Here is a 15,084-nt window from a genome sequence, read left to right as displayed (position 1 = left end):
TAATGTATAAAAGTGATGTAGGAGTATAAATGCATAGAACCCAAATATATTTTGAAGAGGAACTATTTGAAGAGATAAAAAAAGAGGCGTTTAAAAGGGGAGAAAGCATATCTTCTTATATAAGAAGTGTTTTAAAAAAAGAGATTAAGAAGAAAAAAAACAGAAAGATTAATTTTAATGAGATTGCGGGACTATGGGAAGATAAAAATATGGATCTTATAAGTTTAAGAGAGTCGGCCTGGAAAAAATGATACTTTTGGATACGAATATTTTAATAGAAGTATTAAAAAATAATAGAAAAATAGTTGAGTTCTTAAATGGTTTAGAGGATGAGGTTATAATCTCTTCAATTACTCAAATGGAGCTATTTTATGGCGCATTTAATAAAATGGAGATAAAAAAACTAGAAAAGTTTTTTTTAAATTTTGAAATTGTGTATATTGACGAAGAGATTTCAAAAATTGCGACTAATTTAGTAAAAAAATATTCAAAAAGTCATAATCTAAATATTCCAGATAGTTTGATAGCGGCTACTGCAATTAAGAAAAATTGCTATCTTTGTACACTCAATTTAAAAGATTTTAAATATTTAGATAAGATTAAACTGTTAGAGGTATAAATGAATAAAAGATATCCAACAAAAAAGATATATGTAGGAAATGTAGCAGTTGGCGGTGACGCTCCCATATCCGTTCAATCTATGACATATTCTAAAACAAGAGACGTAAAAGCCACCGTAGAGCAGATAAAGAGACTCCATTTTGCCGGGTGCGATATAGTAAGAGTCGCGGTTCCGGAAGAAGAAGACGCAATAGCTCTAAAAGAGATAAAAAAAGAGATCTCTTTGCCTTTGGTTGCCGATATACACTTTAATTACAAACTAGCTCTCATTGCGGCCGAGGTTGTTGACTGTATAAGGATAAATCCGGGCAATATCGGCAGTAAAGAGCGTATAAAAGAGGTGGTAAAAGCTTGTAAAGAAAGAAATATACCTATAAGAATAGGCGTTAATGCCGGGAGTTTGGAAAAAGAGATAGAGCAAAAGTACGGAGTAGGCGCAAAAGCAATGGTGGAATCTGCGCTTTATCACATAAAACTTTTAGAAGATCTAGATTTTACCGATATTAAAGTCAGTCTAAAAGCGAGTGATGTTCCAAGAACCGTAGAGGCTTATAGAACTTTAAGACCTTTGGTACCGTATCCGTTTCATTTAGGAGTAACAGAAGCAGGAACAGTGTTTCATGCTACTATTAAATCGGCTATAGGTATAGGATCTTTGCTTTTAGATGGTATTGGCGATACCATAAGAGTTTCTATTACCGGTGAGCTTGAAAAAGAGGTGGAAGTTGGACGTGCTATCATTAAAGATAGCGGTGTCGCAAATGAGGGAGTAAATATCATCTCTTGTCCAACTTGCGGTAGGATAGAGGTCGATTTGGTAAAAGCTGTTGCAGAAGTGGAAGAGAAGACAAAACATATAAAAAAACCTCTTAATATCTCCGTTATGGGTTGTGTAGTAAACGCTATCGGAGAAGCTAAGCACGCCGACGTAGCCATAGCGTACGGTAAAGGAAGCGGTCTTGTTATGGTGAAAGGTGAAGTTGTGGCAAAGCTTCCTGAAAATAAGCTAGTAGATAAATTTTTGCAAGAAGTAGAGAAGTTGGCAAAAGAGAACTAATCTCTAATAACTCTTATATTTCCTTTGACGAACTAAAATTTTTAAAAATGATATAATAAATTAAAAACTAAAGAGAACTAAAGAGGGTATTTTGGAAGCGCATTTATACAATCTAAATATAGAACGAGCAGTTTTAAGTTCTATTATTTTTGATCCTGAACTTTATGAAGATATAGCCGCAGTTTTAAAGCCGGAAGATTTTTATCACCCGTTCCATAAAAACCTGTTTAGGGCTATGGAGGAGCTTTTTAAAGAAGATCAGCCCATAGATGAAGAGTTTTTGAAAGAAAAACTCTCTCTTAAAAATCAGTTTGACGAAAACGAATTTTTAGAAGTTTTAGCCGCTAACCCTCTATCAAATACCGCTGCTTACGTTAAAGAGATAAAAGAGAAAGCTATAAAAAGAGAGCTTATTCATCTAACTACGGAGATAAAGAAGATAACAATCGAGCAGGATCTGCCAGTAACCGATGTTATAGATACCGTACAATCCAAACTATACAAGATAACCCAAGAAACTAGTGCTAAAGATTTCAAAGATTCGGCCGAAGTCGTTAAAGATACTCTTACTCACATATTGAAGATGAAAGAGAGGGGCAACTCAATTTTGGTAGGTCTTGATACAGGTTTTCATGAGCTAAATCTTAAAACCGCCGGATTTAGCCCGGGAGATTTGATCATTATCGCAGCAAGGCCGTCTATGGGAAAAACGGCTTTTAGCTTAAACATAGCTCAAAACGTTTTGGATCACAACAAAGGTGTAGCTATTTTCTCTTTGGAGATGCCGGCTGAGCAGCTTCTTCTTAGAATGCTTAGTGCAAAAGCCGCTATTCCTTTACAGCGCTTAAGAGTAGGAAATCTTACCGATCAAGAGTGGAGTGAGATAAGTAGGGTAAGTGACTATATGGCAAGCAGAAAACTCTTTATAGACGATGAAGGTCTTATAAACATACATCAGCTAAGAGCCAAACTAAGAAAGCTTAAATCGACTCATCTCGATATCGAACTGGCTATTATAGACTATCTGCAGTTGATGAGCGGTGGCGCCAATAAAGAGAGACATTTAGAGATCAGTGAAATCTCAAGAAGCCTGAAACTCCTCGCAAGAGAACTAGAACTTCCAATAATCGCTCTTTCTCAGCTAAACAGATCACTAGAAAGCAGGGTTGATAAAAGGCCAATGCTTAGTGATCTTAGAGAATCGGGCGCTATTGAGCAGGATGCCGATGTGATACTTTTTGTTTATAGGGATGATGTTTATAAGATAAAAGAGATGAAAGAAAAAGCGAAAGAAGCAGCCAAAAAAGGCGAAAAAGTGGATGTTCAGATACCTGAAAAGAAGGTTGAAGAAGCTGAAATCATCATTGGAAAACAAAGAAACGGACCAACCGGCGTTGTAAAACTCTTTTTCCATAAAGATTATGTTAAGTTTGCAGAAGAAGCTACCGAGACAATTAGAGAGTATGAGATGAGGGAGTCTAATATTGATATTCCGCAGATTTAAGTTGGTTAGTAGAGGAGTGAAGATTGAAGGATGAAGAGGTGTGAGTGTTGATGTTGGTGGGGAGTGAATGGTTGCTGGTTAGTTGTGGGGATCGATAGTCGTTAGTCGTTAGTGGTGAGTGTGGGTGTGGGTGAAGTTTTAGTGTTAAGTGCTAATTTTAGTATTAAGTTTTTGTTCTTTGTTCTTAATCCTTAACCATTAACTTTGAGCACTTAACTCTTATTCCCATTTAACCACTCAACCAAAAATCCTAATTCCCAATTCCAAATTCCTAATTCCTAATTTCCATTTACGAATCACGAATTACGAATCACGGAAAAAGAGGTAACGTTTGAATGATTTTAAAGTTCCTCTCTTTATGAGTCATAAGGAGAGGTTATACGCCTTTATCGCTCTTTTTTTGATCTTTATGCTAAATCTCTCTTTTGAGTATTATAAATATAAAAAAATTGCCTCATCAAAATATTTCACTACAGTTGCCGAAGTTTTAAATCAGTATAAAAAGAAAAACTACTACGTATTAAAGTTAAAAAGTGAAGATGGTTTTACTTTTTATACCACTTCAAAAGAGGATTTGAAAGATTTAAGAGGAAGAAGGGTCGAAGTATTGCTCATAAAAACAAGATTTAAGAAAAATTTTTTCGATTTTTTAAAAGGCTTTTATACGGTAAGTTATATAAAAGGTGTACTTCCTGATACTTCGATAAAAAATAGAGTTTCAAAAGTTATCTCTTTACAGCACGAAAACTCTTTATCAAAAGAGCTCTATAATGCCCTTTTTTTAGCAGAGCCTATCTCAAAAGAGTTAAGAGAGAAGCTCTCATTTTTGGGTTTAAGTCATCTAGTGGCGATTAGCGGATTTCATCTAGGTTTGATTGCTGCGGTTATATTTTTTATCTTTTATCTTTTTTATAAACCTTTACACCAAAGATTTTTTCCGTATAGAAATAGAGTTTTTGACGCTATGGTAGTAGTTTCGTTGGTCACTTTGAGCTATCTTATTTTCTTGGGAGAGGTTCCATCTCTTATAAGAGCCTATGTGATGATGGTATTTGGTTTTTTTCTTTTTTTTAGAAATATCGAGATTTTATCTTTTGAGACTCTATTATGGGCTGTTTTGGTGATTTTGGCGCTTTTTCCAAATCTGTTTTTTTCCGTAGGTTTTTGGCTCTCCGTTTCGGGCGTTTTTTACATATATCTTTTTTTGCACTATTTTAAAGGGTTAAATAAGTGGCTAATTTTTATTTTACTGAACTTTTGGGTATTTTTTGCGATGATTCCGGTAGTTCACTATTTTTTTTCAAATTTTTCCTATATGCAGTTTTTTTCGCCGTTTATAAGTATGATTTTTACTTTTTTTTATCCGCTCTTTGTTGTTTTACATATCGTAGGTTTTGGTGGCGCTTTGGATCAGTATCTGTTAAAATTTTTTTCAATGGATTTTGCAAAGTTTCACTTTGAAACACCCTTTTGGTTTTTGCTTTTTTATATCTTAATATCTATTTTATCAATCTATAAAAAGCGGATCTTCTACCTCTTTATCTTCGTCAATATCTCTTTTTTTATTTATCAAATAGCAAAGCTTCAAACCGTATAAAAATATTATCCATGAGATATAGATCCATAAAAAGAAGAACAAAATTACGCTTGAAGAGCCGTAGATAGTTAGATAGGTTTTGCTGTAAATTACATAATATACAAACAAAGATTTACTAATATACCAAGTTAGAGAAGCTGCAAATGAGGAAATTAGCGCGGCTTTTGGCGAAATTTTTATATTGGCGGAGATTATATAGGTTATAAAAAAAAGTCCCCAGATGATTAGATATGGAAAAATGGATAAAAAGTTAATCCAGCTTGTATATTCGAATCTGTTTAAAAGTTCTTGGATCTGCTTTGAGAGAAAAAAAGAGAGCGCCAAAGCTATAGGGCCTAAAGTGACCAAAGTCCAGTATGTAGTGATAGATTGCCATATACCTCTTTGTTTTGTTTTGAAGATCTTGTTTACTATATATTCGAAATTTTGAAAAAACATTAACGATGCGAAAATAACAAATACAAAACCTATAATCCCTAACTTTTCACTGTTTTGCAAGAAGCTTTCAAGATATTTTGATACGGTCTCTTGATGGGTCGGCATAAGGTTCGAAAATATAAACTCTTTGATTTTGTCGTAATATTTTTCAAAACTAGGCATTTTTGTAAAGAGAGAAAATGAGATTAAAAGAAGAGGAATTATGGAAAAAATCGTATGAAAACTTAAGGAAGAGGCGTAAAGAGTAATATTTTCATCATAGATATTTTTATATAAATTAATAATTTTTTTTCGCAAAATTATACCTTTTGTAATTAGACATTAGACATTGGTCATTAACCGCTTAGCCATATCTCTTCCACTTTCAGCCTTCCACCTACAACCCCATTTTGCCCGGATTTAGTATGTTGTTTGGATCGAAAGCTTTTTTGATGGCGCGAAATAGATTGAGCTCTTCTTCGCTAAAAGCCATTTTCATAAAAGGTGCTTTGCTAAGTCCTATACCGTGTTCGCCGCTTAGGGTTCCGCCTATCTCTATAGTCATCTTAAAAATCTCTTCAATAGCCTTGTATCCTATCTCAATCTGTTTTGGATCATTTTTATCTACCATAACGTTTGTATGAACGTTTCCATCTCCGGTATGTCCAAAACATGGGATTTTGACTCCATATTTTTTAGATATCTTTTCAACCTCTTCAAGGTACCTCGGTAGCATACTTCTTGGAACCGTAACGTCTTCGTTTATCTTTTTGCTTCCGTATATGGTGATGCTTTGGCTAGCGTTTCTTCTAGCAAACCATATATCGGCTGCTTCTTTTTCATCTTTGGCGACTCTAAATTCGCTGCAGCCATTTTCTTTGAAAAATTTCTCCAAAAGAGATATTTGATAATCTATCTCCTCTTCTACGTTGCCGTCTATATCGCTTATTAGTATCGCTCCTGCGTTGACTGGTAAGCCTTTATGAAACTTTTCTTCCACCGCTCTGATGGTAAGGTTGTCTAAAAACTCCATAGCTACGGGATTGGCTCCACCAGCTAAAGATTTATAAACGGCGTTCATAGCATCGTTGACTGTAGGAAAAACTCCCATAACGGTTTTTGTAAGTTTAGGCTTTGATAGAAGTTTTAGGGTTATTTCCGTTATAACCGCTAAAGTTCCTTCGCTTCCCACTAAAATTCCGGCAAGGTTGTATCCTGCTACGTCTTTTATGGTCTTTTTACCGGCTCTTATGATGTCTCCGTTTGGTAAAACAGCTCTCAAGGCCATAACGTAATCTTTTGTAATCCCGTATTTGGCGGCTCTCATACCTCCTGCATTTTCGGCAACGTTACCTCCAATGGTAGAGTACTCTTGACTTGCGGGATCCGGCGGATAGAAGAGTCCAACCTTTTCAACTTCTCTTTGAAGCTCTTTGTTTATGACTCCAGGTTGGACTCGCGCAACCATATTTTCCATATCTATCTCTAATATTTTATTCATATACTTTTCTACCGCTAAAACAATTCCCCCTTTTGCAGGAAGAGCACCGCCGGTAAAACCGCTTCCGGCACCTCTAGGAACGATAGGAATTAGGTTTTCGTTGCAATATCTTAAAATTTTGCTAACATCCTCTTCGTTTCTTGGAAAAACTACTAATTCGGGTTTGAAATGTTCCCTAGTAGCGTCGTAAGAGTAAGCTAGTAAATGAGCCTTATCGCTTTTAACGTTCTCTTCGTCTATAAGTTTTTTTAAATCTTCAATATGCTTCTTCTCTATCATCTTGACTCCATAAGATTGTTATAGTAGTTGTCGTAGTTGGTTATCTCTCCGCTTCCGTAGAAATTAAGCCAACTTGTTTCAATCTCTTTTATCCTAGAGTAGAACGGAAGTTGGATCTCAACCCCTTTTTTTGTTATAGTCTCTCGAGCTACTTTTTTAAAACTTTGACAATCTACGAAAAAGCCGTTACTTTCTATAGCGAAATATACTATTCCGACTGCATATTTGTTGCAGAAATCTTGAAAATCTTTTTTTGTTGGCGCAGGATTTTGATATTGGGATAGTTGAGCCGCGAAAAGGTCGGGATGTACCCACTCTATTTCGGGATGTTTTTTTACTATCTCTTCGTAGGTTTTAAAGTTCGGTGCTATAACTACGCCTCTATCGTAAAGATAGTTTAAAATAACTTCGTCGTTTACTTTCGGTAAAATATTGGGTGTTGGAAGCGATTCTTGTTTAAGGGCGTTAAACATAGTAAATCTTACTCTATTTGGCTCTATAAGCTCAACACCGGCCACTATGGTGGCGTGTTCTTTATCAAAGTGGTGTATAACGACTCCGGAACTTCCAATAGGCGCGTTTACTTTTTCTATCGTTGCTTCTTTTTTGTCAATACTAAGGATTTTACTTTTTTTATTGGCTTCAATCGAGGCAAAAAGCGAAACCGTTGCCACTAGCAAAATAAAAAATCTTTTCACACTCTCTCCTAAAGTAAATTTATTGATGATTATATCAAAAAAGATGGAGTGTTATGATTAAAATAGCTTTTATTTGCGACTTAAGTAGTACTTTCTTAAGTGCAATTTTGGTAAAATTGGCAGCTTAATACATTCCGGAGAATTTATAGATGAGATTCCTCTTTTTAATAGTTTTAATATTAATATCTACTTTTGGCGCCGTTTTGGAAGAGAGTAGATGGAAAAGCGGTGAGACGCTTTTAACTTTTTTTGAAAAAAACTCCATTCCTCAAAAACTATATTACGATCTTGATAGAGAAACGAAAGAGTTGGCCGATGAGATTATCGCTGGCGTGAGATATTATACGCTAAAAGAGAATGGCCAAATCAAACAGATACTTATTCCGATAAATGAAGAGCTTCAAATACATATATTAAAAAAAGGAGATAAATATACGTTGGAGTTGACGCCCATCGTTTATCAGACGGTAAGAGACTCTTTTGTATTGGAGATAGAACACTCGCCTTATCAAGATATAGTCAAAAAGACGGGCAATAAAAAGCTAGCAAACGAGTTTGTCTCGGCTTTTAAAAATAGTATAGATTTTAGAAGGTCTCTTAGAAAAGGGGACAAAATTGCCATAGTTTATAACGAAAAAATAAGGATGGGAAAAATTTTCGGTTCTCCGGTGATAGAGGCGGCTATGGTGGAGACAAACGGTAAAAAACACTATATATATCTTTTTGAGGGAAGATATTATGACGATAAAGGTAGGGAAGTTGAGGGTTTTTTGCTAAAACGACCCGTTAGAAACGCAAGAATTACTTCAAAATTTACTCTAAGACGTTATCATCCTGTGCTTAAGAAGTATAGAGCCCACTTAGGCGTAGACTTTGCGGCTAGAAAAGGAACGCCTGTAATGGCCGCAGGCAGCGGAAGAGTGATTTTTGCCGGTAGAAAAGGAGGTTACGGAAACGTAGTTATCATAAAGCATAGTGACGGATACAAAACTCTTTATGCGCATCTTTCCAAATTTAGAAGAGGGATAAAAAGAGGAAAGTACGTAAAACAGGGACAAATTATTGGTTATGTGGGAAATACAGGACTTAGTACGGGACCGCATCTGCATTTTGGTCTTTATAAATACAACCGCCCCATAAATCCGCTAAGGATTGTAAAGATAACTAAAAGTAAGCTATCTTCTAAAAAGAGAAAAAAGTTTATGAAACTTGCGGCCAAATATAAAAGTGAGATCAAAAATGTTATAGCTTTGGGTGTTAAACCTAAAAAGTATGAAGAGTTTGATTTTATGGTTTCTTTAATAGAGGACAATAGTTCCATCAAAAAGGAGGGCGGTGATGGATAAGTTTAAATTTTCACAAATAGGACAAAATATAAAAAGTATAATAAAAAACGAAAACAGAAATAAAACTATTCCACCCTCCGAAATAGCCGCTTACCTTAAAAAGGTTAAAAAAGAGGATGAAGAGGCTTACTACAACTATCTAAAAAAGCTTCCGCCTGAAATTTTGGGTGAAGTTTTACTAGAACTTCCGGAGTCTTTGAAAGAAAATGCGATAAAGCATCTATCGGCCGAAAAATTAACGGTGGCCATTAAAGAGTTAGAGTCGGATGACGCTACCGATCTTATAAAAGATATCGAAGAGATTGATGAGAACTTAGAGAGAAAAGTTTACGAAAACCTTAGTGAAGAAGATAAAAAAGATATAGAAAAACTTAGTATCTATGATGAGACTCAAGCCGGTGCCTATATGCAGCTTGAGGTTTTTGAGGCTAAAGTTGACGAAACAATAGATGAGGCTATAAAGAGACTCAGAAAACTTAAAGAAGAGGGCGAACTTGAAAATATTCAGCAGGTTTACGTTGTTGACGATGATAGGCATTTAAAAGCTATTATACCTCTTGGAGATCTTATAACCTTTGATTTTAAAAAGAGATTTAAAGATATTATGAAAGAGGGAAAGTATGAACCTATAACGGTAAGGGCGACTGAGCCTATAAAAGATGTGATTAAAAAGTTTGAAGATTATAATTTGCCGGTTTTAGCGGTAGTAAACGACAACGGAAAACTTTTAGGAAGAATAACTTCAGATGATATCATAGACCTTATCGAAGAGCAAGCTACCGAACAGATCTATAACCTAGCGGGTGTGGAAGATGATGCGGAAGAGGAAGATGATATCAAGATAGTAACCAAAAAAAGGGCTTGGTGGCTATTTATCAATCTTTGGACGGCTATCTTGGCTTCAGTAGTGATCGGGCTTTTTGATGAGACTATTCAAAAATATGTTGCATTAGCCGTTTTGATGCCTATAGTGGCTTCTATGGGCGGAAACGCCGGAACACAGACGCTAACTGTTGTAGTTAGAAAGTTGGCTTTAGGAGAGATAGACTGGGATAACGCAAAAGAAGCACTTATAAAAGAGACACTTATAGCGCTTTTTAACGGTCTAATATTTGCGGTGGTGATGGGAGCTATCGCTTGGTTTTGGTTTAACGATCATCTCTTAGGTGTCGTAATAGCTCTTGCTATGGTTATAAATCTTTTGGCAGCGGGTTTTTTCGGAGCGGTTATACCTTTGGTTCTAAAAAAGATAGGAGCAGATCCTGCCGTTGGAAGTAGCGTGGTATTGACGACCGTTACCGATGTTGTGGGTTTTTTCGCCTTTTTGGGACTTGCTAAGATTATGCTGGTTAATTAACGGATCACAAAATGAAAAATATTGAGATTTTAAAAACGAGACCGTTAAAAGATGGACGATTTATAAAAGCTTTGGAGATAGAGTATATCCAAAACGGAAAAGTTAAAAGATGGGAGGCGGTCAAAGCAAACGACAGCGTAGCTATCCTTATCTATCATAAAGAGAAAGACTCTTTTATACTGGTGAAGCAGTTTAGACCGGCTCTTTATATTCAACATAAACACTTTTTTTCATATGAGCTTTGTGCTGGTATTGTTGATAAAGATAAGTCTTTAGCCCAAATCGCTAAAGAGGAGATTTTGGAAGAGACCGGCTATAACGTTAGATTGGAAAATATAAAAAAGATAACCTCTTTTTATACATCCGTCGGGTTTGCAGGAAGCAGGCAGACTCTTTTTTATACTGAGGTTTTAGAGTCAGATAGAGTTGATAGCGGCGGAGGAGTAGATGATGAAGAGATAGAAGTTGTTTATCTAAAGGTTAGTGAAGCTAAAAAGTTTATGTACGATGAAAAGATACCGAAAACTCCGGGACTTCTTTTTGCTTTTTGTTGGTGGTTTGAAAATGTAGTTAAAATCCCGATATCCAATAAATCATAGGTACCGTAACGAAAGACAAAACTACGCCAAGACCTACGCTAGCTACGGCTAAATCGCTATCAAGCTTTGCTTTCATAACCATTATAGAAGCTAAAACCATAGGGGGCATCGCTATCTCTAAAAGGGCGGCTTTCGCTTTGATATCGATCTCAAAAAAGAGCTGCCAGACAAATATAGCTAAAAGTGGAACGAGTATCATTTTTATGAAGAGTGAAAAAAGGATAGGATATTTTATAGATTTTAGCTTTGAAAAGTCGATTTTAACCCCCACCGCAAAGAGCGCTAAAGGTGTGATGGTTGAGCCTAGGGAGTCGCATATCGATAGTATCGTCTCGGAGATGTTTACAGATTTGGCTAAAAGTGCGGCTATTAGCGCTAAAAAGGCCGGGGAAGTGAGGATTTTTTTTATATCAAACTTTGAAGTTTTGTTTTCAAAGGAGATTATAAACGTACCTAATGTTACTACCGGTAGAAAAGAGGCAAGGTTGTCAAAAATAACCGCATATCCAAGTCCTTCATCTCCTATAAGCGTCTGGATATAGGGATATCCTAAAAAAGCGGTATTTCCAAAACTTGAAACCATTATAAAAGTAAGTAGTGATTTTTTGGGAAGTTTCAAAAATTTTCCCACCGTTGCCGAAAGCATAATGGAAAATATAATCACCGCCCATCCAAAAAGGATAATCAAAACTATAGAGGAGTCGATACTCAACCTATAAATGTGTGAAAATACAAGAGCCGGTAAAGATACGTAGACTATAAAGTCTATAAGGGAATCGATATTTTTTTCAAATCTTTTTTTTAGGATTACCCCAAGAGCAAAGATTGTAAAAAGATATAAAATATTTTCTATCATCTATCACAATATCTTTTTAAAATGCACCCATACTCATTTACTCTTCTATCTCTTAAAAAAGGCCAGATACGCCTTATGTCTTCACTTCTTTTTTTATCGATTTCTACTACTAAAACCTCTTCTTGGTCACTTGAAGCTCTAGCTAAAAACTCTCCTTGAGCTCCAACCGCAAAAGAGTTTCCCCAAAATCTTGTACCCTTTAAACATCCGCTCTCATCCTTTTCAAACCCCACTCTATTGACTGCTACTAGAGGCAAACCGTTTGCTATGGCGTGTCCTCTTTGAACGGTTATCCAGGCATCTAGCTGTCTTTGCTTTTCATCCTCTTCGTCTTCGTCAAACCATCCTATAGCGGTAGGGTATATCAAGATTTCGGCTCCTTTTAGAGCCATTATCCTAGCCGCTTCCGGGTACCACTGATCCCAGCAGACTAAAACTCCAAGCCGGCCTACACTTGTATCTATCGGTTCAAATCCAAGATCCCCCGGTGTAAAGTAAAATTTTTCATAAAATCCAGGATCGTCAGGGATATGCATCTTTCTATATTTTCCGGCAATCTCTCCTTTATCGAAAACTACAGCAGTGTTATGATAAAGTCCCGGGGCCCTTTTTTCAAACAAAGATGTAACCAAAACAACTTGATAATCTTTTGAGATTTTTTGCCAAAATCTTACGTCTTCTTTGAAATCGTTAGCTAAGTCGAAAAATTTTACGTTTTCACTTTGGCAAAAGTATGCTCCTTGATGAAGCTCTTGCAAGATTATAAGTTCAGCATTTTCTCTTTTAGCCTCAGCAATCATCTCTACGCTCTTTTTGATAGTATCTTTTTTGGTTAAATGAAATCTGTGTTGAATAAGCGCCGTTTTCATCTTTTAGCCTTTATAAAGGAGATACTAAAAGCCGCAGCGGAAACTAAGATGATAGCTGCTGTAGCGGAGATGTTTAAAATGTATGAAAGATAGAGTCCTGTAAAACAAAAGATAAGACAAAGGATTCCCGAAAGAAGTATCATACTTTTTAGCGAGTTTGTAAATCTCTCCGCGATAAAGGGAGGAATGCTAAATAGAGCTATGATGAGGATAAGTCCTACGCTTCTAATGCTCATAACTACCGTCAAAGCTATTAGAAAAAGTGTTAGAAAGTGGAAAAACTTTACGTTGATTCCTCTAAGATAGGCAAAATCTCTATCATAAGCAATGGCTAGAAGCCTATTGTAAAAAAATACTACAAAAAATATAAGTAAAGTATCCACAACTCCCATAAATACAAGATCCTCTTTTGGAACCATTAAAATATCGCCAAAGAGAAAACTCATTAGATTAGCGTTATAGCCAGGGGTTAGATCTACAAAAACGATCCCTATACTCATACCGACAGCCCAAATAACCCCTATGAGCGTATCTTTTCTTTGAGGATTTTTGTAGGTTATAATGGCAAGTAAAAGAGCTAAAAAGATAGCAAAAAGAGTGGTTCCAAGAAGGATCGAAAAACCAAAATACAAAGCTAATCCGATGCCCCCGTAACTTCCGTGAGCAATACTTGCCGCTATATAGCCGTATCTGTTTATGAGCATCAATGAGCCGATTATGGATACCGCGATACACAATAAAAGCACGGCGACGATAGAGTTTTCAAAAAGTGCCAACGTCTCAAACATCGCTGTTTTTCCTTAGATAATCGAAAAGTTCCATTTCGCAAAAATGTCCTTCTGCAGGTTCTAGGCCTATATTTGGATTTTCGTGCATAAAGAGTTTTCTATTTATATAAGCTACTCTATCTACTCCTTCAAAAAGTATCTTAATATCGTGACTTACTACGATTTTTGTTAGCTCTAGCTCTTTTAAAATCTTATATATCTCTTTTTGTCCTTTTATGTCGATAGATGCGGTAGGTTCATCTAATATGAGAATTTTTGGTTCGCTAACAAGCGCTCTTGCGAGTAAGATCTTTTGTCTTTGGCCTCCGGAGAGTTGAGATATTTTCCTCTCTTTCAAATCTTTTAAATCAAGTTTTTCAAGTATTTGGTCACACTTTTTATAATCTTCTTTTTCGTAAAAGAGCTTTTTACTACTTAGTCTTCCTTGCAAAACAATATCTTTTACGGATATTGGCATATCTAGGTTAAAGTTTACTCTTTGAGGGAGATAACCTATAGATGTTTTATATCTAGAAGGGGGTTTGTCGTAAACCTTGATACTCCCTTTTGTCGGTATTAAAAGCCCAAGAAGAAGTTTTAAAAACGTAGTTTTTCCCCCGCCATTTGGACCTATGATAGCAATATACTCGTTTTCGAATATTTTTAGATTTATATCTTCTAATATATACTCTTTGTCGTACTTAAAAAATAGATTTTTTACCTCAATAGCTATTTGCTTTTTCAATTGCTTCCACCACTTTGAAAATGTTTTTATCCCACTCATAAGAGAGCGGATCTATAGTCTCAACCTTTGCTCCTATCTTTTTTGCTAAAAACATTGCGCTTTTTTTAGAAAATTGAGGCTCTACAAATATCACTTTGATCTTCTCTTTTTTAGCAAAATCTACAATCTTTTTTAGATATTTAGCCGTGGGTTCTTTCCCCTCTTTTTCTATAGCTATCTGCTTAAGTCCGTAAACATAGGCAAAATATCCGAAAGATGGATGATAGACTATAAACTCTTTTTGTTTTATATTTTTTAATCTTTTTAATATTTGAGTATCTATTGCGGCAAGCTCTTTTATAAACTCTTTATAATTTTTTATATAAAAATCTTCATTTTTTGGATCTATCTTTACTATCTCTTCAAGGATAACCCTTGCTTGAAGCATAACTAGGGGCGGAGCCATCCAGATATGGGGATCTAGGTTTTCGTGTTTATGCTCTTTTTCATCGTGCTCATCATGCTCATCGTGGTGATGATGGATCATCGGAATCTTTTTTACATATTTGCCGCTATCTACGATTTTTAGATGTTCGTTTACGCTTTTAAATCTTTTTAACCAAGCTCTCTCAAAAGGAACGCCTATCGCAAAGTAGATTTTGGCTTTTTTGATACTTTTAAGCTGCTTTGGTTTTACGCCGTATGTGGCGGGCGAACTTCCGGGAGGCACCATCACTTCTATATCAAATCTATCTTTTGTTATCTTTTTAACGAAAAACTTTTGCGGCAGTATAGATACACATATCGTCTCATTGGCAAATAGAGATAGTGCTAAAAAAAGAAACAAAGATAAAAATCTCATAAGTTCCCTTGATGTTCAATTTTAATTGAA

The 15,084-nt window shown here is 35.7% G+C and carries 16 protein-coding genes; 8 read left to right on the top strand and 8 right to left on the bottom strand.

Going from position 1 to position 15,084, the window contains the following annotated elements; genetic code table 11:
* The first annotated feature begins 29 nt into the window (after positions 1-29).
* From NIL_RS08130 to NIL_RS08110, 5 genes are all read left to right on the top strand, one after another.
* On the top strand, positions 30-251 hold the full coding sequence (locus NIL_RS08130) for a hypothetical protein (RefSeq protein WP_187647279.1): 222 nt from the start codon (positions 30-32) through the stop codon (positions 249-251).
* Positions 248-619 carry a type II toxin-antitoxin system VapC family toxin gene (locus tag NIL_RS08125; protein ID WP_187647278.1) on the top strand — a complete coding sequence of 124 codons (372 nt, stop codon included), beginning with the start codon at positions 248-250 and terminating at the stop codon, positions 617-619. The genes NIL_RS08130 and NIL_RS08125 overlap by 4 nt, the downstream gene beginning before the upstream one ends.
* Positions 620-1,678: a flavodoxin-dependent (E)-4-hydroxy-3-methylbut-2-enyl-diphosphate synthase gene (gene ispG / locus NIL_RS08120; RefSeq protein ID WP_187647277.1), complete on the top strand. Its 1,059-nt coding sequence runs from the start codon at positions 620-622 to the stop codon at positions 1,676-1,678. It abuts the gene before it with no gap.
* Between the two features lie 91 nt (positions 1,679-1,769).
* On the top strand, positions 1,770-3,182 hold the full coding sequence (locus NIL_RS08115) for a replicative DNA helicase (RefSeq protein WP_187647276.1): 1,413 nt from the start codon (positions 1,770-1,772) through the stop codon (positions 3,180-3,182).
* A gap of 331 nt (positions 3,183-3,513) precedes the next feature.
* A complete protein-coding gene (locus NIL_RS08110; protein ID WP_187647275.1) occupies positions 3,514-4,779 on the top strand; it encodes a ComEC/Rec2 family competence protein in 1,266 nt (421 codons plus the stop codon).
* Here NIL_RS08110 and NIL_RS08105 read toward each other — a convergent pair.
* From NIL_RS08105 to NIL_RS08095, 3 genes are all read right to left on the bottom strand, one after another.
* On the bottom strand, positions 4,690-5,514 hold the full coding sequence (locus tag NIL_RS08105; protein ID WP_197972073.1) for a YihY/virulence factor BrkB family protein: 825 nt from the start codon (positions 5,512-5,514) through the stop codon (positions 4,690-4,692). The genes NIL_RS08110 and NIL_RS08105 overlap by 90 nt on opposite strands.
* A gap of 79 nt (positions 5,515-5,593) precedes the next feature.
* Positions 5,594-6,976, bottom strand: coding sequence for a glycolate oxidase subunit GlcD (glcD, locus tag NIL_RS08100; protein ID WP_187647274.1), 1,383 nt, complete (start codon positions 6,974-6,976; stop codon positions 5,594-5,596).
* On the bottom strand, positions 6,973-7,674 hold the full coding sequence (locus NIL_RS08095; protein WP_187647273.1) for a plasminogen-binding N-terminal domain-containing protein: 702 nt from the start codon (positions 7,672-7,674) through the stop codon (positions 6,973-6,975). Before NIL_RS08095 ends, glcD begins: the two co-directional genes overlap by 4 nt.
* Before the next feature lie 149 nt (positions 7,675-7,823).
* On the opposite strand from NIL_RS08095, the gene NIL_RS08090 reads away from it, so the two are divergent.
* Genes NIL_RS08090 through NIL_RS08080 form a run of 3 tightly spaced genes read left to right on the top strand, consistent with a single transcriptional unit; the run spans position 7,824 to position 10,976 of the window.
* Complete coding sequence (locus tag NIL_RS08090) at positions 7,824-9,020, top strand: peptidoglycan DD-metalloendopeptidase family protein (protein WP_187647272.1); 1,197 nt, start codon at positions 7,824-7,826, stop codon at positions 9,018-9,020.
* Positions 9,013-10,377, top strand: coding sequence for a magnesium transporter (mgtE, locus tag NIL_RS08085; RefSeq protein ID WP_187647271.1), 1,365 nt, complete (start codon positions 9,013-9,015; stop codon positions 10,375-10,377). Before NIL_RS08090 ends, mgtE begins: the two co-directional genes overlap by 8 nt.
* Before the next feature lie 11 nt (positions 10,378-10,388).
* Positions 10,389-10,976: an NUDIX domain-containing protein gene (locus NIL_RS08080; protein ID WP_187647270.1), complete on the top strand. Its 588-nt coding sequence runs from the start codon at positions 10,389-10,391 to the stop codon at positions 10,974-10,976.
* On the opposite strand, the gene NIL_RS08075 is transcribed toward NIL_RS08080, so the two are convergent.
* The 5 genes from NIL_RS08075 to NIL_RS08055 are packed head-to-tail and all read right to left on the bottom strand — an operon-like array spanning position 10,948 to position 15,054.
* Positions 10,948-11,832, bottom strand: coding sequence for an AEC family transporter (locus NIL_RS08075; protein WP_187647269.1), 885 nt, complete (start codon positions 11,830-11,832; stop codon positions 10,948-10,950). The genes NIL_RS08080 and NIL_RS08075 overlap by 29 nt on opposite strands.
* Positions 11,829-12,701 carry a carbon-nitrogen hydrolase gene (locus tag NIL_RS08070; protein WP_187647268.1) on the bottom strand — a complete coding sequence of 291 codons (873 nt, stop codon included), beginning with the start codon at positions 12,699-12,701 and terminating at the stop codon, positions 11,829-11,831. The genes NIL_RS08075 and NIL_RS08070 overlap by 4 nt, the downstream gene beginning before the upstream one ends.
* Positions 12,698-13,489: a metal ABC transporter permease gene (locus tag NIL_RS08065; RefSeq protein WP_187647267.1), complete on the bottom strand. Its 792-nt coding sequence runs from the start codon at positions 13,487-13,489 to the stop codon at positions 12,698-12,700. Before NIL_RS08065 ends, NIL_RS08070 begins: the two co-directional genes overlap by 4 nt.
* Positions 13,482-14,213: a metal ABC transporter ATP-binding protein gene (locus NIL_RS08060; RefSeq protein ID WP_246434425.1), complete on the bottom strand. Its 732-nt coding sequence runs from the start codon at positions 14,211-14,213 to the stop codon at positions 13,482-13,484. Before NIL_RS08060 ends, NIL_RS08065 begins: the two co-directional genes overlap by 8 nt.
* On the bottom strand, positions 14,191-15,054 hold the full coding sequence (locus NIL_RS08055) for a metal ABC transporter solute-binding protein, Zn/Mn family (RefSeq protein ID WP_187647265.1): 864 nt from the start codon (positions 15,052-15,054) through the stop codon (positions 14,191-14,193). The genes NIL_RS08060 and NIL_RS08055 overlap by 23 nt, the downstream gene beginning before the upstream one ends.
* Between the last annotated feature and the right edge of the window lie 30 nt (positions 15,055-15,084).

The sequence above is a fragment of the Nitrosophilus labii genome, assembly GCF_014466985.1.
Classification (GTDB): Bacteria; Campylobacterota; Campylobacteria; order Campylobacterales; family Nitratiruptoraceae; genus Nitrosophilus_A; species Nitrosophilus_A labii.
Note: the sequence above shows the minus strand (reverse complement) of the source record. Positions and strands in the feature narration are given on the sequence as shown.